A 17,740-nucleotide genomic window follows, 5' to 3' on the forward strand; every position below is an offset into this window, starting at 1 on the left:
TAAGCGGTGTCCCGCTCCATATTGACTGAACTGCCTTTTGCAGTGCCGAGCACTGGAGGACATGACGGGGATGCCAACTATACCGACAGCCGCCATCCTACGCCTCGCGCCACATCTTGGACTACAGGGGGTGTTTCCCGACCCTCGGCATGTAAACTGATAGCCATCTAAGCCAAGGGAGGTAACGCCGGTGCCCCGATTTCTTGCCGTTTACACTATGAAGCCCGAAGACCTCGCGTCATTTCGAAGCCTGCCCAAAGCCCAGCAGGATGCAGTCGATGCTGTGGGCGTACCACAGTGGGCGGCGTGGGAGGAACGTAATGCTGCGTTCATCCTTGATCGCGGTGGTATGGTGGGCAAGACAACGCGTGTGACCAAGGAAGGTGTGGCCGAAGCCGTGAATCCATTCTGCGGCTATCTGGTAGTCGAAGCGGAAACCGCTGATGCCGCCGCACGGCTGTTCCAGGACCATCCGCACCTCACCGTATTTCCTGGTGACGGCGTAGATATCATGCCTTTTCTAACTTGAACTCCTTTTGGCGAACATCACCTACTTCCGCCTACCTTACCTTCGCTCGTGGCCTAAAGCGAGACGCTGCACCGAGATCCCTAATCAATTAACGAGGCGATATCACGAAACATCGCTGTCGCGTCGCGCTTAGCTCGGGCAACGTACTCTGCAGCAGCAACCTGTTCGACATCGCCCCATTTGAACTCCGAGCTAAACGCTGTGCCCGCGTCTGTCGCCAGCAACCCCGGAATGCCTGCGTCCATCAGCATACCGCGCGTCTTGGACGTGTTTGACGCAACAGCGACAAAGGGAGTATCGGCAAGAAGGCAGAGACAGGCGGCATGAAAACGTCCCGCGACAACGCCTTTTGCCTGGGCGATCGTTGCCAAAATCTCAGTCGCCGGACGGAAGCGAGAAAAGTCTCTAGTCATGGCCCAGCGCTGCATCATGTTGGGCCGGAAGACCGACTTTCGAAAAGCCTTGTATGATATGCGCCCAGGAGAGCGATGAGGCGGAGGTCCCGTAACTTGGCCGCTCGGGGAAAATACCACGCGCGGTCGCAGCTGTTGGGCCATGAAGGGATTTTCCAAGTCGCTGGTGTTGAGATTCAAGAAAGTCGTATCCTTCCGTCGAATCGCGAGATCGATGATTTCCCTTTGCGCCACCTTGTTGGCGTTATCCGTGACAACAATTTGGGTATTCCGCTCTGTTCTGGAGGCCGGAGCAAATACATTGCTTGAGATCGTCAAATCCGGCACCACATTGACCCTGAGGCCCATTGAAGTGGCGCTGTTTGCGCTCAGAGATTCCCTGACATAGATTCTATCGAAAAAACTGCATGCCTTTGCGATAGCCTCGTCATTTCTTTCGAAAACCGAGTTTATGAGTACGCAAGCCACCCCGGCATCACGGCAGAAAGGCGCGACATCTGCGAGAGCCTTTGCCTGTTTTGTTGCATCATGGAGAGTACCTTCACCATTAACAATAACGAGGTCTGCCTTTCGCATATGTTCCTGTACAAGGGGCTGCTCGCGCCAATCGACATGAACGGATGACGTCGCGCTAATTTCGATGCCCTCTTGAAAGGCAAGGTTTACAATTTGAGCTACAACGAGACGGCATCCTAGGTGCGGCTTTGTAGAGGTATCATTGATCAAAACGGCTTTGCGATTGGCCATGGAAAATCCTGAGAGTACGAGAACATGTTTGCCTGCCTTGAGCAGAAGCGGAAGAAGATCGAGTGCCGTAAGAAGGCCAAAACTGGATCTATCCATCGTCGGCCATAAGTTCGCCGGCCTGTAAGGCAGGGCTTTGATAACGCCAATTCTAAACACCTATAAAGACGATAATATGAGGCAATGCGCCTGGAGCTCGGTCAATTAATTAGAGCGCCAACGATATTCTTTGCGACGACATCTGCACCTGCCCTCGTGAGGTGAAGTTTGTCGTAAATATAAGCTTGGCCTCCTGATGCTAAGACACAGTTATTGTCAGCTGTGTTGCAAAAGGATTGCGAGGGAAAAACCCTGATTATATTACCGCCCTTAATGCTGTCCAGGTAATCAACTGCGTCTTTCGCCTGGGAAAAATATTTTTCCTTAGAAACCGAAACTGTTGGCTTCAGGTTGCCGGTTAGCATTAGTTTGGCGACCTTGGCCACAACCTGTGAATCTCCTCTGGGGACCGGATATAGCAAAACAACCCGAATACCGGATTCCAGTAGTTCATTCACCGTCGACTGAAGCGCTTCACGCACCATGGCTTTTCCCTTCGAAGACGTAAGCGTGATTGGTTGTTTGTTGCGCACCAGGTTCTTCTCGTCGAAAAACGTGATCCACGCCCCAGCCAGGATGACTGTTTTAACACCACTGGCTTTGATACGTTCGAATGCAGTCTGAATATAGTTTGGACAGCCTTGTGCGGGCTCTCCACTGCTCTTAATTTCCACGATTGGAGCGCATGCGGTATGCGTCATCTGCTCCAAAGCGATGCCGTGTCGATCAAGTTGCGCGGCTAAAGAGGGGCTCAGTGACGAAGCTATGGAATCCCCTACGATCGCGTAGCTAGAATCATGCTCAGAATTATAAACGCAACTTGGTTCCGGCAATTGGAGCGGAGAAGGATCCGTAAATGCTAGACAGCGTCGATTCCATGCGTTCTCTTGAATAAAATTAGAAATTTGAGGCGGTAGCCGGGATGGGGCGCCTTTTGTGAGGTTTCCGTAGATTCCAAAACTAACAAGCGCGATTGTAAAGACAGCGCAGCCACCGACGAATCCTTTGCTAACATGAATTTCTTGATCAGGCTTGCGCCTGAACGGCAGCTCAATGAAACGGTACGTGCAATATGCCAATGCCAAGGAGACGACTATCAAAGCGAACATCGTCATTCCGTTTGGTACGTCTACGCTGCGAATTTTAGCAAAAGCAAACAGGGGCTGATGCCACAAGTACGCGCTGTAGCTGATCGTGCCCACCATCACTAGAGGTGGTAGGGATAGGCTATTTCCTACAAAATTCCCGCTTCTCGCAAATGTTAGGACTAAACATGTTCCAGCTACCGCCAGACCTGCTGCGGGGAACTGAGAGCTCTCATCGAAACAGATAACCGCAGCGCCGATAAGGATGATCCCCGCGCAAGCCCACCATCCATGATCGCGTTCTCGGCCACCGGAGAAGACAGCGCAGGCCCCTCCAAAGAAAAACTCCCATGCTCGTGTTGGAAGAAAATAAAAGTTCAGTTCGGGGTCATATTTCGAGCATATGTAGCTTACGATAATACTGAGCGTGGCTCCCGCCACTAAAAATAGTAGCGTTGCGTTCTTTTTGTATGACTTCTTGCCTATTATACGTAGCAAAAACGGATAGATCGCGTAAAATTGCTCCTCGACCCCAAGGCTCCATGTATGAAGTAGCGGCATTTGGGCCGTTTCAGGCGCAAAATACCCACTTTTTGTCCAGAAGAAAATATTTGATACCGACAGGCATGCTGCAATAACTGAATCCGAGAACGCGCGTAATTCCGCTGGCATCATCCAATACCACCCGGCCGGTACACAGCATGCGATTACAAAAAAAAGAGCGGGTAGAATTCGCCGCGCACGCTTTTCGAAGAAGCGTGCGATGCTAAACGTTCCTGCCTCTATGTCCCTTAAAATGATCGATGTTATCAGATAGCCGCTAATCACAAAAAATATATCGACGCCGATAAAGCCTCCAGGCAGAGCATTTGGGTACGCATGGAAAACAATCACGGACAAGACAGCTACGGCGCGAAGTCCTTCGATCTCTGTCCTGTACTTCATAAATCGGCGCCCCCGAGTGATTGAGAAGTCGAGGTCATATTCGAATGAGCAAAAATAGCAATATCGAGGCGGCACCTCCAATCGGGGCGTTTCCGGTAAGCCACAGCGAAATATCTGGACCAGCAAATGCCGCAGGGTTTCCACGCTCTTGATGGATGGGCACTGACCATCAGCCGAATTTGATCCCGAGGCCACGCCCCGTTGTCAAGCTTGATGAATACTCGACCATCCCATCATTGTGACCTGCCACCAAGAAGCATCCTTCCGGCGGGGACCGCCTTGCGAAATTCCGGGTCTGCCGTGGGCCTGCGCATTCCATCAACCTAGTGTGGCTATACGTGGCGTTAACCCATTACGCCGGCATCCATAGCGGTATGCCGATCGCTGAAGAAACTTGAGGATCCGCGGTGTAAAGCGGCCACCCATCGCGCAACAGCTTGCTGAAAACCATCTCGTCCATAGTTTGATGAAGTCGCCCAAGATTTTCGTTATTGTACGCATGCCCAGTGGACCGAGGATTAATACCGGTAATTATGACTTCGCTCGCGCCATGGCAGAAGGCAAACAGCACGGCATTTACCCCGTTGGAGCACTTTTCACTCGCGTCCATTTCCGCAGTCCTTAGGCCACAAACTTTATCGAGTAGCGCCATTCTTTCGTATTTGTTGACAAGCGTTAGACTCTCGTACTGGTAGTGAAATGCGCTCAAGCCCGCTCTGAGTGCTTCCTCACCCTCCGGCCAGAGAAAGACATATAAGGCCTTTGTGGACTGCCCCCGCAGCACCCGGCGAACCTCAACCGCATTGGTATTTTGACCTCTTATCTGGTTGAATTGCATGAACGTAATGTCTGGTCTCTCGATGCCCCAGTTTTTTGTGACAGCCTGAGACCCGTTGACTGTCACAATGCTAAAGTTGCGATCAAATCCAGCAGGGAGATTTGCTTGCGGGGCAGATCCAACCACGACGACGGGACCGCGAAACGGAGTGCGTAAATCCGGAGGGCTTGGCCGTGCAAGTTTATATTTTAGTGTTCGGTACACCCGCTTGCGAAGTTGACTGATGCTCATATTAACTCAAGGATTTCATAGAAGTAGGCATTTCGCGTGACAGCCAGTTTTCTACCGTTCAGTTCGACGTTCGGCAGTCGAGATACGGCTTTGTTCTCGTGGGATTATTACCTTGACACTTCTAGTGGTCGCAAGCCAATAACTTTGCACAGACCACACTTTGAACACTCACGCGCGCGGGCGGCCTTCAGGAGACGCTACAGATAGCGAAGATTTCAAGCGCCCGCTCGGCCTTAATAATAAAACGATCAGGTAGCGTTGTCATGGGAGAGATATTTCACTCAGCAAACCGCCCGTTGGCACGATCCATTATCAAAATCGGCGTTAGGCTGTTTCTCGGCCGATCTAAAAGCCATTTTCAAGATTGGCTGCCGGGGCTCAAGATCATTTCCTTCGAGGAGCGGCAACAAGCCTTAATTCGTTATCGGTCGGTCGATATTGTTGAAACGCTGGCTTTTGCTGATGTCAATCCAAGCAAACCTGACTGTGTTTTTATCGTCGGCAGCGGCCCGTCAATAAACCATTGCGCAATTGAGAAGATACCGCCCGGCAGTGCGTTGTTACTCAACGGAGCGATAAGCCTTATTGGACCAAAGATACAAGAGCCGCTCGCTGTAGTTGTGGAGGACGAGCGCTTCGTGTGGAGGCATTTCACTCTCCTTAAGGAGAAGGTTCCTCAAAACGTTCCATGTTTACTATCGATCAGCGTCATTCGAGCGATTTGTGAGATTGACAGTGCCTGGCTTCGAGACAGAAAGGTAGTGCTCATCAGAAACATTCTTGCACCATATGGGCAAAAACGACGTTCAGAAGTGGCTTTTCAAAGCGACTGGCTTTTCCGGAGTGAGAATTCGGCAGTATCGATAGATCCTGACAAAGGCATATTCCCCGCGGGCTCTGTCGCCGCAACTGCCATGCAATTTGCGTTAGCGTCGGGCGCGACGCGCATTGGCCTTTTTGGTATAGATATTTCGAACGCAAATCTCCCTCGGTTTTACGAAAATGAGACCTCCTCCGCTTATACTGGAATATTATCGGCAGAGCGTCGTATTCTCGCGTTCTTCGCTGCGGCAAAGCAGTATGCAGGTAGAAAGTCCATTGAATTGGATTGTTTTTCGCCCGTTTCCGCATTGCTGAAAATCGGCTATCGCTACGACGAGCGCTTCGAAAACGACTGACTATTCTCCAGTCAATGGTCCGGGTTGGAACCCGATCCTTCGTTCAATGACGCGCGCTATACGCTTGGCTTCATTTAGCGGTGAATACGAATAAGCCTCAAGTCGACCTTCGAACGACCGCGTCAATTTCAATGTTTCTCGCAGATCCCGATGAAAGCGCTCAAACTTCACCAGCCTATCGCCGGGAACAGCTGACAGATCCAAGGAATATACCGGTCGGCCGGTCACTAGCGCCTCGCATGGCATTGTCACTGAATCCTTTGTGATGAGAAAGGCGTCAGCCGCCGCGACGTAGTCAATGTAAGGATTTGGTTCACATCGATCCCAAACGGTGACGGTTGGCGATTCAATCTCGCGTAGCCTTCGTAAAGTCTCATCGTCGGATCTTCGAGATGTTGACACGAGAACTTGCCAGTCGCCGTCTGCAAGAGTTCTAATTGCGTCCTGGATGCCGCTTATCGCCCGATCGTCATAAACGTAGGCACCGTTTGAACCTCCGACGAACACGGAGGCTATTTTGCGTCCCTGCGGATTATACAGGCGCCTGGCATTTTCCCGCCGCAGCATTATCTCTTCGGCCCGGAGCCGATGTGGTACGCCTACCATCCGCTCGTATTGCGGCAGTTCATCGAACTCATTTGTCCAGTCATGATTGGATACGAAAACCAAATCATAACCGGATACCCTCGGACGCTGGAGATGCACTATAAACGGCCGGCTTTTGAAGGCTCGTTTCATCTTTATGACGTGGCTTTCAGACCTGAAACCACAGGAAATGATGACATCAGGCCTTGCTTCTCGTGAAGAGAACAAACGCGGCGAAAAATATTTTGAGATGCCGTGTTTTACTACAACGGGTTTTTGAAGGACTGGCCCACCAAAATTATTCGCTACGCCGGTGCATTGAGACATCGTACCAATTTTAGACTCGCTGACAACCCATGCGTTGAGCAGGTCGCTCTTGACCGGATCCATTCTAATTACCCTGTTTGAGACCACGTGGCTGACGTAGTCCCTTCCGTTGTTTTCCGAGGTCATGTTGTTATCAAGCCGTCTCACGGATTCCAAGTGAGGTTCACCAAGTGAGTAGCAGGAGACCAGATCGGGATTCTGCGACATTCTTCGTGTCTGGCAATGTCCCAAGGCGGCGAACGCTCGCAGGCCAGAAAGAGGACGGCCACGTGATCTCGTGGCAGCAGCGTGACGTCAATCGGCTGCCCGACTCCATTCTAAACTTAATGGCAGTCGCGTTCCTCCGCAGGGTCTACAGGAATCGGACGGCTATGCAAGACGATCAGCCGAATGCTTCCCGGCAGACGCGGCGTTTTGTCAGGCGCGATGAATACTCGACTTTCCGGTCATTGGCCGGTAAGACGCCAGCTCGAACCTTATCGCTTGGCTGAGCCGGCGGGGAATTCATACGAGCGCTCATGTCTCCAGCAAAACAGAACGTCCGCACTCTTGAGATATTGAAGCGGGTGGTCTCCGAAAATTTTAGGGACCATATTCCTGGCTATAGCTTCGCGATTGCCTGCCTGGCTGCGGTCGCGCTTTCTACTGCCTATACGGCCTACGTGATGAAGAGCATTGTCGACGAGGCCTTCGTCAGTAAAGACGCAGAGCTCGTCGGGCTAATCTGTCTCTCGCTCTTCGCCGCATTCGTCATCCGAGGATTTGCAAGCTACGGTCAGGCTGTTGCTCTTTCAAGGGTCAGCAACGGTATCGTCGCCCGCTACCAAAAGCGGCTTGCGGCTCATCTGATGACGCTTCCGGTCGAATTTTTCGACCAGCGACGGTCGGGGCAGGTCGCTGCGTTATTGAGCCAGAATATTTCCGGCATACGCGACGTTCTCAATCTGACGGTTACGTCGACGGCGCGGGACATGCTCTCCTTCGTCTCGCTGCTCGCAGTGATGGTCTATCAGGACCCGTTGCTGAGTACCGTCGTTTTGGTGATGGCACCGGCGCTGCTCTTCGGGCTCAGATATTTTTCACGTCGCCTCAAAGAGGTTGCGGCAAGAGGCATCCGGCTCAACGGCATTTTCTTCGGAACCATGCAGGAGACGATCCAGGGCATTTCCGTGGTTAAGGCCTTTACGATGGAGCGCGCGCTGCAGGCTCGGGTCGAAGACGTCATCGTTGCGGTCGAAAATCGATCCAATCACCTTGCCCGCTTATCCGAACGCAATGCACCTGTGACCGAGAGTTTTGCCGGCCTCATGCTGGCCGGCGTACTTGCTTATGCCGCCTATCGCTCGATCTATTTCAACGTACCGCCGGGTGCCTTCTTCTCTTTCTTCACGGCGCTGCTGCTGCTCTACGATCCACTGCGCCGTCTTGCGAAGCTGCAGGTGCAGATGGAGCGCGCGGCCGTCCACGCACGGATGATCTACGAAGTGCTGGACATGGAGCCGCGCCAGCGCGACCTGCCGGATGCTAAGCCGCTGAGGCCGACGGAGGCACGGATCGAATTTCGCGACGTCTCCTTCGCTTATGGCGCCGATAGCGTCCTGAACGGCGTCAGCTTCGTCGCCGAAGGCGGTAAGACGACGGCGCTCGTCGGCCCGTCCGGCGCCGGAAAATCGACGATCATGAATCTGATCCCGCGTTTCTATGATCCGACGGGCGGCGAGATTCTGATCGACGGGCAGGACATCGCCCATGTCACCAAACAGTCGCTGCGTGAGCAGCTCGCCTATGTCTCGCAGCAACCCTACCTCTTCGAAGGCTCGATCCGCAACAATATCCGATATGGCCGGCCGGATGCGACGGATGCCGAGGTCGAGGAAGCCGCACGGCTTGCCTACGCGCATGATTTCATCCTGGCGCAGCCGCAGGGCTACGATACGCCCGTCGGCGAAAGCGGCGTGACGCTGTCGGGCGGCCAGCGCCAGCGCCTGTCGATTGCCCGCGCGCTGGTGCGCAACGCTCCGATCCTCTTGCTCGACGAGGCAACCTCCGCCCTCGACAACGAATCCGAAGCTGCCGTCCAAAGGGCTCTCGACGAAGCGATGACCGGACGCACCGTCGTCGTCATCGCCCACCGGCTTTCCACCGTTGTGCGCGCCGACAAGATCGTCGTCATGCAGCAGGGCCGTGTCGTCGAAGAAGGCAATCACGAGACGCTTGCGAAGCTCGATGACGGTCTTTACGCTCGGCTTAGCCAGTTGGGATTCAGTGCGTAAAATCGTTGCGGTTCAGAAGTCGCGCGGAATTTGGTGTCTTCGCCGCAAACCCGTAGTGCCTTGTGCTCGAACGGGAGCTGCCGCCAATGATAATCGCCGAGGGCGAACGCGGTCCAATGCCTTCGGTGACCCCAAAAAGCGCTTCCGGAAGAATGCGGCATGATAAAAGGCATTCTAGGCAGCTGCTTAGAATGGCACGGAACTCAGACTCTCACTCTGATGATATCAGGAATTTCGAGAGGGATGTGCGCCTCGTGGGCGGCATCGATGAAGGCTTGCCTTGCTTGCTCTTTCGACGTTCTTCCCTCAGCTACGCCGATGCATACTTCCATGGCATCGAAAAATGCTTTGCCATCAGAGACTGGCCAATACCTGAGAAGCATATCAAGGGCTTCCCGGGTATTTGTAATAGTGTAGAGTTGTCCGCTTTTCTTGCAGACGATCATTACCGGCTGAACCCACTGCGCACTGTCCACGGCCGCCCCCACAACCTATCGGCAAGTTAACACTCGCTGGAATCCTGCGCAGGCGCAAGCGGATTCAGAGGCTGGATTAATTTCTCGTCGATCCAAAAGGCACAGAAGAACGCGGGGAGCACTTACCGACCTCATGCAGTGTTTCGTTCGATAAAGCCTGAACGCAAAGCGGTTTCCGGAGCCTTTGCACGGGAAAGTTCCCGCAGGAATTGATCCATCAAAGGAGAATCTCCAAAGCGCCGATAGTTGCGTTCGGAGGCCAGCGAAAACTCCGGTTTGGTTTGCACCAATCGCGCCATCGCAACCTGGGCTTCCGCCACATCCCCGCGACCTGCCAACAATGCGGTTCGGATCAGCAGGCAATCCGCGTCCTGCGGCGCACGGATCAGGCACTCTCCAATGACGCTGTCTGCCTCTTCCAGACGACCAGCGGCATAAAGTGCCTGGCCGTGGACATAGGTGTAATATTCCGGCGCCATAGGGTGCAGGCGCCGTGCGCGCTCGGCATTGCTTACTGCCTCGCGGTAATCTCCGAAACGGACCTGCGCCTTTGCCAGGGCCATCAGGCTGTCGGGGTCGTTGGGGTTGAATTCCGCCGCGCGACGCGCGGCCTGCATGGCGCCGGGATAATCACCGCTGGCTGCAAGACCGAAGCTCAACACCTGGTAACCGATGGCAAGGTTGGGATCGAGACGGATCGCCTGCCGCGCCTCGCTCAAGCCCGTCTCCACGTCGGCCATCGTGGCTCGCCCGCTTACGGCTTGCGTCATGTCGATGATGTAGGTCATGCCGAGATGGGCTCGTGCCAACGCATATCCCGGATCGAGCTCCAACGCGCGATGATAGAGTGCTCGCGCGGCAAGAAGCGCTTCTTTGTCTTTCGAACCATGTTTGTAACGGTCGCGCGCCTGGAGGACGAGATCATAGGCCTGCAGGTTTTCGGTTGGCCGCTTTGAGGCGCCGGCAACTTCAGATTCGCGAACATACGATACGAGGTGCGAGACAATCTCGGTCGTGAGTTCCGTCTGGACGGCAAAGACGTCTGCGACGCGGCGGTCATAGCTTCTCGACCACAGATGGGCGCCGCTGCGCGTATCAATCAGCTGTGCTACGACGCGAAGCTGATCACCCACTCGCCGCGCGCTGCCTTCCACGATATAGCCGGCATCCAACTTTTCGCCGACTTCGCGAATATCGGCCGCCTCTCCACGCAATGCGAATGTGGAATTGCGAGCGATCACCTGAAGCTCGGGATTGCGTGCCAGTTCCGTGATGATGTCTTCTGTGAGTCCATCGGCAAAATAGTTCTGTCCCGTATCGCCACTCATATTGTCGAAGGGAAGTACGGCAACTGAGGGACGTCGATCCACATCTGCGACGCCGGAAAGCCAGGTGACCCTGTCGGCGATCGTTTCTGTCATCGCTTTCAATCCAGGAACCTGGCTTGCTGCGATGACAAGGAAGAGGACGCTTAGACCAATCGCATAGGGCGCCGCGCCGCGCGACCGGTGCAGGGCGCGCGTGAGCCGCCTGAATCCGCTACCGCTGGCGCCGTCTAACCTGACCGCATATACCTCAAGTTGCTCGGGGATGTTTTTGACTTGCCGGAATCCGATTCTGTGGAAAAGGTCACTACGACCGCGGTCGGCGCTCCGCACGACCGCAGCACTCACAAATATGCTGCCAGGCTCGGCCATGGATTCAAGCCGCGACGCGACGTTGACGCCATCACCAAACATGTCGCCACTATCCTCGATGACATCTCCAAGATTTATACCGAGACGCAGATTGAAAGGGCTTTCGGCAAAGCCGACCTGAATGCCGATAGCCGCATCAAGGGCCTCATTCACGCTTGGAAATGCGGCGAGGAACCCGTCGCCGGCGCTCTTGAAAATCCGGCCACCGTGGCGCTCGACCGACGGTTCGATTATATCGTCGAAAACTGAACGCAGCTCTGCATAGGTCGCCGCCTCGTCCTCGGCCATGAGGCGGCTATATCCGGCGATGTCGCCGGCCATGATCGCAGCGAGCTTTCGTTCCACGTTGAGTCCTCGTTACTCCGGCTGAAGATTACAGCATGGTCGCGATTTCAGCCATTCACAGTTGAGTGCGCCCAAGGTTTCAGCCGTGGATGCGATCTGCACGGCCCTTTTGAAACAGACGTCAGTTTTTTGAAGTTGCGTGTGAGCGTGGCTCTGCCAACACCGGCTGCCTTCGGGTGGGAAGAAAAGGATATCAGCCCTTGCGCTCGGCCGTTCCTGAAATCCATTTTGCCTGCTGCCCGCTCAAAAGGGCGCGATAGCGCTCCTGGCTGGCGGTCAGGTGGGCGCGCATGGCGGCGCGGGCGGCTTCCGGGTCGCTTGCGGAAATCGCCTTCAGGATTGCAAGATGCTCGCGCTGCAGACCTTCCTGATAGTTGCGCGACAGCATGCTGTCGGTACCCCAGGGCGAAGCGACGTCGCAGGGAATTGCCCGCATTCCGAGTGCATCGAGAACCTCGACATAATAGGAGTTGTTCGTGGCAGCCGCAATTGCGCGGTGGAAAGCGAAGTCGCTCTTGCCCGTTGCCTCGCCACGCTCAAGCAGGCGGTCGAATTCGAAGAAAGCTTCGTGGATCTGTGCCTCCTGGGCGGCATTGCGCCTGAGCGCGGCAAGCCCCGCGCTTTCGATCTCGAGCCCCATGCGCACCTCGATCACGTTAAGCGCATGGGAGATCTTGTTGCCGACGTCGAGGGTGATCGAACCGAAGGCAAGCGTCGGGTGGTCCTTGACGAAGACGCCGGCGCCTTGCCGCGCCTCGACGAGCCCATCGGCGGCAAGGGTCGCAATCGCCTCGCGGACAACGGTGCGGCTGACCCCGAAGAGCTCGCCCATCCGGCTCTCCGTCGGCAGCTTCTGGCCGGGCGCGTATTCCCCAGACACGACCTGCGCGCGGATGGCCGAAACCACGCTTTCGGAGAGTTTCGGCCTTCGCTCGATCCTCAAATCAACGACTGCATCGGCCGCCATGTCGCACTCCTATTTGAACGCAGCCGGCAGCCACAGCGAAATGGCCGGGATGTAGGTGACCAGCCCGAGCACCACGAGGCCTGCGCCGTAGAACGGCCAGATCGAGCGCATGGCCTCCCAGACGGAAATCTTGCCGACCGCACAAGCCACGAATTGCACCGCGCCGACTGGAGGCGTGTTCAGCCCGATGCCGAAATTGAGGATCATGATCACGCCGAAATGCACCGGATCGACGCCGTAGGCCTGCGCCACCGGCAGGAAGATCGGTGTGCAGATGATGATCGTCGGTCCCATGTCCATGAAGGTGCCGAGCACAAGCATCAAAACATTGAGCAGGAGCAGCACAGTCAGTGGATCGTCGGCTACGGCCTTCATCCAGACCACCAGCGACGCGGGCACCTTGAGGAAGGCCATCAGCCAGGAAAAAGCGGCGGCGGTGCCGATGATCAAAAGCACCATTGCCGTCGTGCGCACGGCGCCTTGCGTGGCGTGGACGAAGTCTCTCCAGCTCATCTGGCGGTAGACGAAGACGGTTACCAGCAGCGCGTAGAGCACAGCGATGCACGAGCTTTCCGTCGCCGTGAAGATGCCGGACCTCACCCCGCCGAAGATGATGGCGATCAGCAGGAGCCCAGGCAATGCGACAGCGAGCAGATGCGCCACCATGGTAAAGCCGGGGAACGGCTCCGTCGGATAGCCGCGCGAGCGCGCGACGATGTAGGCAGTCACCATGAGTGCAGCTGCAAGCAAAAGGCCTGGCAGTATGCCTGCGGTGAACAGGTCGGCGATGGATATCTTACCGCCGGCAGAGATCGAATAGATGATCATGTTGTGGGAGGGCGGCAGAAGCAGCGCGATCAGCGCCGCCATCGAAGTGACGTTGACGGCGTAGTCGGCGCCATAGCCGCGCTGCTTCATCTGCGGGATCATCAGGCCACCGACAGCTGCGGCTTCCGCCACCGCCGAACCGGAAATGCCGCCGAACAAGGTCGCAGTGACGATGTTCACCTGGCCGAGGCCGCCGCGCATGTGGCCGACGAGGGAAGCAGCGAAGGAGACGATGCGGCTCGCGATGCCACCGCGCACCATCAGGTCGCCGGCGTAGATGAAGAAGGGGATGGCGAGCAGCGAAAACACGCTCATGCCGGAATTGAGCCGCTGGAAGACGACCAGCGGCGGCAGCCCCATGTAGACTACCGTGGCGAAGCTGGCGACCCCGAGGCAAAAAGCGATCGGCGTACCTATCAGCATCAGAGTGGTGAAGACACCGAACAAGATCCAGAGTTCCATCGCACTACACTTTCAAATTGACGTTCGGGTCGGCATTGATGTTTTCGATCTCGACGGCGATCTCGGCCGGCAAAACCTCGTCCAGCGCATCGTCGATCGGTTCGCCGGCAAGGCGGAGCACGATGCGCTCCAGCGAGAAGATCACGGCCAGCACACCGCCACCGGCGAGCGGCAGATAGTCGAACGCGCCGGAAATACCCAAGGACGGCAAGGTGGTGTTCCAGGTCAGGCTCATGAGCGCACCGCCGTACCAGATCATGCCGGCGCCGAAGGCGAGAATGACCACGTCCGAGATCATGCGCAGGACGCGCTTGCCGGATTTAGGCAGCACGTAGAGCAGCACGTCGAAACCGAGATGGTTGTTCTCCCGGATGCCGACGGCAGCGCCGAGGAAGATGAACCAACTCATCAGCATGACGGATCCCGGCTCCGTCCAACTCGGCGAGTCGTTCAGCACGTAGCGGCAAAATACCTGCCAGGCGACGAAGGCCGTCATCAGCACCAGGCCGGCGCCGGCGAGCCACAGGGCGGCGTTGCTCAGGCGGGCCAGGAAGTTGACGGCGGGTGTTAGGCTATTCGACATAAAGGACCTCGTCGAATTGGGCGATCACTCTCCCTTATCGGGACGATCGATGGAAGATATGCGCGAAACGGCGAGGGAACCGGGGTGGATGTGACCGCCCACCCCGGTCGTTACGTCGCCTTCCCGCAAAAAAGGGAGGCAAGGTGCGACTACTGCACCGCCTTTACATCCTCGACCATCTTCTTCAGTACGTCGTCGGTGACGTGCTTCTCGTAAACCGGGGCCATGGCGTCGATGAAGCCCTGCTTGTCCGGCGTGGTGATCTGCGCGCCGAGCTTTTCGACGTTGGCGCGCGATTCAGCGACCTTGGCTGCCCAAAGCTCGCGCTGCTTTGCGACGCTGTCCTTGGCTGCCTGTTTGAAGATCTCCTGATCCTCCGGCGTCAGTTTGTCGAACGCGACCTTGTTCATGACGAAGACCTCCGGCAGGATCGTGTGTTCGTCAAGCGAGTAGTTCTTCGCCACTTCGGCGTGCTTGGCGGTGTCGTAGCTCGGGAAGTTGTTTTCCGCGCCGTCGATGACGCCCGTTTCGATCGCCGAGTACACTTCGCCATAGGGCATCGGCGTGGCGTTGGCGCCGAGGGCCGCCACCATGTCAACGAAGATGTCGGACTGGATAACGCGGAACTTCAGGCCTTTCATGTCGGCGACCGTGCTGATCGGCTTCGTCTTGTTGTAGAACGACCGCGCGCCGGCGTCATAATATGCCAGTACCACGAGGCCGGCCGGTTCGAATGCCTTCTTGATCTGGTCGCCGATCGCGCCGTCCATGACCTTGTGCATGTGCTCTTCCGAACGGAAGACATAGGGAAGCGCCGGAACGATGGTTTCCTTCACCGTCCCGTTGAACGGCGCCATCGAGATGCGGTTCAGCTCGATCACGCCCGAACGCACCTGCTCGATCGTGTCCTTCTCCTCGCCGAGCTGGGCGGAATGATAGACTTCGACCGAATAGCGGCCCTTTGTGCGCTCCTTCACCAGCTCGCCGAAATATTTGACGCCCTCGACGGTGGGATAGCCGTCCGGATGCGTATCGGACGACTTCAGCACCGTTTGAGCGCTGGCCGCGCTGCTCATGAACGAGGCGGCAACCATAAGACCCGCCGCCAGTTTAACTAAGTTTTTCATGCTTTCCTCCCGTTTTGCATGACGATTTAATTTTTCAGCCGGTACGTCTTCTTTGCGCGCCTAAGGAAGGCCGTCGCAAAGCTTTCGTCCTCCTTCCCGTGATCTTCCGCGACCGGACGCTGGTGGTCCGCCGCGATTGAGAAGTTTCACGGAATTAGAAAAGGGCTCATCGAGGGCATAACGCGCTGTTTACCTCTGCATAGAGGCGCGTGCGCTCGTCTCCTGGATACAGAAGATTTGGATCGATCAGCCCCCTCATTTTGCCGCTCCTCCAACCGGCCCATTATGGCTAGAACCAGCAAGGTGTAATGTCAACATACAAAACCTACGCACTTGTATGATGAATTTTTTGGGCCGCCGCGCCGGTTTCTCATCTTCAGGCGCGGGAGAAAACAGGCAGAGGAAGTTGGAGACGCGGCCCTATCGAAGACATTGACAAGCAGGTGAATGCGGGCATTCCTGTATCGCCCACTGAAGGGCTGACGGAGAGACTGAGATGGCAAAATTGCGCATCGGGCTGATCGGTCTCGGCATGGCAGCAGCGCCGCATGCCAAGGGGCTGCTCGATCTTAAGGATAGGGTGGAGGTCGCTGCCGCCTTCAGTCCGACGCCTGCGAGGCGGCAAGCATTTTCAGAAACTTACGGTTTTGCGACTTGCGAGGACGCCGAGACAATATTCGCCGACCCGTCGATAGCCGCGGTCATGATCCTGACACCGCCCAATACGCATCTTAAGCTGGTGCGGCGGGCAGCCGAAGCAAACAAGCATGTGCTTCTCGAAAAGCCGCTGGAGATCACACAGGAGCGGGCGAGGGCGCTGGTCGAGGTGACGGAGCATGCCGGCATAAAGCTTGGCATCGTGCTTCAGCATCGCTTTCGTCCGGTCAGTATTGCACTTGCCGCACTGATCCATGAAGGGCGCCTCGGCGAGATCGTCAGCGCTTCGGCGCGTCTCCACAACTGGCGGCCGCAAAGCTATTATGACCAGCCGGGACGCGGCACGCGGGCTCGCGATGGTGGCGGCGTGCTTCTCACCCAGGCCATACACACACTTGACCTTCTGGTTTCGCTCGCCGGCCTTCCGGAGGAGGTCAGAGCCTATACGGCAACCAGCAAGGTGCACCGCATGGAGACGGAAGATCTGGCGGTGGCGGCCGTTCGCTTCGCAAGCGGAGCAATAGGCACGGTCAGCGCTACCACCTGTGCCTACCCCGGTTATCCGGACGAGATCGACGTCATCGGCACGCGCGGCATGGCCCGCCTTGACGGGCGGCGTCTTGCCGCTTCCTTCCACGATGGAACCGAAATCTCAATCGAAGACGAAGCAGCAGGCGGTGCCGGCGCCGATCCTATGGCCTTCCCCCACGACCATCATCGCTCCGTGCTAGCCGATTTTCTCGATGCCGTTGAGGATGGACGCGAGCCGTGCGTCAACGGGCGCGAGGCACTGAAGGTTCACCGCCTCATTGACGCCATTCTCGCCGCCGCTCAAAGCGGCCAGTCGGAACATCTGTAAGCTTCCGCGAGTGTCAAGCCGGCAGGGCAAGCTCCGTTTGGTGCTGCTTGGCACTGGTTCAGGAACTATCCTTCTTCGCCGGAGTTGTGCGTGGAAAGGAGAAACCGACATGCCAGCAAAATCCAAAGCACAGCAGAAGGCGGCTGGAGCAGCCCTCTCCGCAAAGCGAGGCGAAACACCGAAAAGCGAACTCAAGGGGGCTTCCAAGCAGATGGTCAAATCCATGAGCGAGAAACAGCTCGAGGAGTTTGCCGCGACCAAGACCAAAGGAAAGCCAGAACACGCGTCCCGGAAGGGGTAGATAACTGCGTCAAAGACGACCTCGGTCATAACGCAATCGGTAAATGGCTCGAACTCGCGGCGCTATAAACCGGTGCCGCGACTGCCGTTGTCTCAGGTCGGTAAACCGTAGCCTTTCCAAAATACCCCCTACAAGGAGACAATCGTTGCGCCGGTTTCCACGCTAAAACAGCTTGAAAGAGGCTGATAATG

At 56.2% G+C, this 17,740-nt stretch carries 15 protein-coding genes; 5 read left to right on the top strand and 10 right to left on the bottom strand.

The annotated features are described in order from the left end of the window. The first annotated feature begins 190 nt into the window (after window positions 1–190). Window positions 191–529: a hypothetical protein gene (locus A3C3_RS0122610; protein ID WP_028739909.1), complete on the top strand. Its 339-nt coding sequence runs from the start codon at window positions 191–193 to the stop codon at window positions 527–529. An 80-nt stretch (window positions 530–609) separates the two neighbouring features. On the opposite strand, the gene A3C3_RS0122615 is transcribed toward A3C3_RS0122610, so the two are convergent. The 3 genes from A3C3_RS0122615 to A3C3_RS0122625 all read right to left on the bottom strand — a co-directional run bounded on the left by A3C3_RS0122615 (window position 610) and on the right by A3C3_RS0122625 (window position 4,884). Next, complete coding sequence (locus tag A3C3_RS0122615) at window positions 610–1,689, bottom strand: polysaccharide pyruvyl transferase family protein (RefSeq protein WP_167521959.1); 1,080 nt, start codon at window positions 1,687–1,689, stop codon at window positions 610–612. Between the two features lie 197 nt (window positions 1,690–1,886). Continuing rightward, on the bottom strand, window positions 1,887–3,815 hold the full coding sequence (locus tag A3C3_RS38985) for an acyltransferase family protein (protein ID WP_022716865.1): 1,929 nt from the start codon (window positions 3,813–3,815) through the stop codon (window positions 1,887–1,889). Window positions 3,816–4,167: 352 nt separating this feature from the next. Then, window positions 4,168–4,884, bottom strand: coding sequence for a hypothetical protein (locus tag A3C3_RS0122625; RefSeq protein WP_022716866.1), 717 nt, complete (start codon window positions 4,882–4,884; stop codon window positions 4,168–4,170). Window positions 4,885–5,147: 263 nt separating this feature from the next. Here A3C3_RS0122625 and A3C3_RS0122630 point away from each other — a divergent pair, with 263 nt between their 5' ends. Next, on the top strand, window positions 5,148–6,062 hold the full coding sequence (locus tag A3C3_RS0122630) for a hypothetical protein (RefSeq protein WP_022716867.1): 915 nt from the start codon (window positions 5,148–5,150) through the stop codon (window positions 6,060–6,062). On the opposite strand, the gene A3C3_RS0122635 is transcribed toward A3C3_RS0122630, so the two are convergent. Further along, the gene (locus A3C3_RS0122635) at window positions 6,063–7,037 is read right to left on the bottom strand and encodes a mitochondrial fission ELM1 family protein (RefSeq protein WP_028739910.1); all 975 of its coding nucleotides are present in this window, start codon (window positions 7,035–7,037) and stop codon (window positions 6,063–6,065) included. 455 nt (window positions 7,038–7,492) lie between these two features. Here A3C3_RS0122635 and A3C3_RS0122640 point away from each other — a divergent pair, with 455 nt between their 5' ends. Continuing rightward, a complete protein-coding gene (locus A3C3_RS0122640) occupies window positions 7,493–9,247 on the top strand; it encodes an ABC transporter ATP-binding protein (protein ID WP_022716869.1) in 1,755 nt (584 codons plus the stop codon). 203 nt (window positions 9,248–9,450) lie between these two features. Here the strand turns inward: A3C3_RS0122640 and A3C3_RS0122645 are convergent, their stop codons facing one another. The 6 genes from A3C3_RS0122645 to A3C3_RS0122670 form a co-directional block, all read right to left on the bottom strand. Beyond that, a complete protein-coding gene (locus A3C3_RS0122645) occupies window positions 9,451–9,723 on the bottom strand; it encodes a DUF982 domain-containing protein (RefSeq protein ID WP_028739911.1) in 273 nt (90 codons plus the stop codon). Window positions 9,724–9,854: 131 nt separating this feature from the next. Then, window positions 9,855–11,765 carry an adenylate/guanylate cyclase domain-containing protein gene (locus tag A3C3_RS0122650; RefSeq protein ID WP_022716871.1) on the bottom strand — a complete coding sequence of 637 codons (1,911 nt, stop codon included), beginning with the start codon at window positions 11,763–11,765 and terminating at the stop codon, window positions 9,855–9,857. A 193-nt stretch (window positions 11,766–11,958) separates the two neighbouring features. Next, window positions 11,959–12,732, bottom strand: coding sequence for a FadR/GntR family transcriptional regulator (locus A3C3_RS0122655; RefSeq protein WP_022716872.1), 774 nt, complete (start codon window positions 12,730–12,732; stop codon window positions 11,959–11,961). 9 nt (window positions 12,733–12,741) lie between these two features. Continuing rightward, window positions 12,742–14,022, bottom strand: coding sequence for a TRAP transporter large permease (locus A3C3_RS0122660; protein WP_022716873.1), 1,281 nt, complete (start codon window positions 14,020–14,022; stop codon window positions 12,742–12,744). Window positions 14,023–14,026: 4 nt separating this feature from the next. Then, the gene (locus A3C3_RS0122665; RefSeq protein WP_022716874.1) at window positions 14,027–14,605 is read right to left on the bottom strand and encodes a TRAP transporter small permease; all 579 of its coding nucleotides are present in this window, start codon (window positions 14,603–14,605) and stop codon (window positions 14,027–14,029) included. Window positions 14,606–14,754: 149 nt separating this feature from the next. Beyond that, window positions 14,755–15,732 carry a TRAP transporter substrate-binding protein gene (locus A3C3_RS0122670; RefSeq protein ID WP_022716875.1) on the bottom strand — a complete coding sequence of 326 codons (978 nt, stop codon included), beginning with the start codon at window positions 15,730–15,732 and terminating at the stop codon, window positions 14,755–14,757. 496 nt (window positions 15,733–16,228) lie between these two features. On the opposite strand from A3C3_RS0122670, the gene A3C3_RS0122675 reads away from it, so the two are divergent. Together A3C3_RS0122675 and A3C3_RS0122680 are read left to right on the top strand one after the other, a co-directional pair. Beyond that, window positions 16,229–17,248, top strand: a complete 1,020-nt coding sequence (locus tag A3C3_RS0122675) for a Gfo/Idh/MocA family protein (RefSeq protein ID WP_022716876.1) — start codon at window positions 16,229–16,231, stop codon at window positions 17,246–17,248. A 109-nt stretch (window positions 17,249–17,357) separates the two neighbouring features. Further along, window positions 17,358–17,549, top strand: a complete 192-nt coding sequence (locus tag A3C3_RS0122680; RefSeq protein ID WP_022716877.1) for a DUF3008 family protein — start codon at window positions 17,358–17,360, stop codon at window positions 17,547–17,549. Window positions 17,550–17,740 lie beyond the last annotated feature (191 nt).

Source organism: Rhizobium mongolense USDA 1844, from assembly GCF_000419765.1.
Lineage (GTDB): Bacteria > Pseudomonadota > Alphaproteobacteria > Rhizobiales > Rhizobiaceae > Rhizobium > Rhizobium mongolense.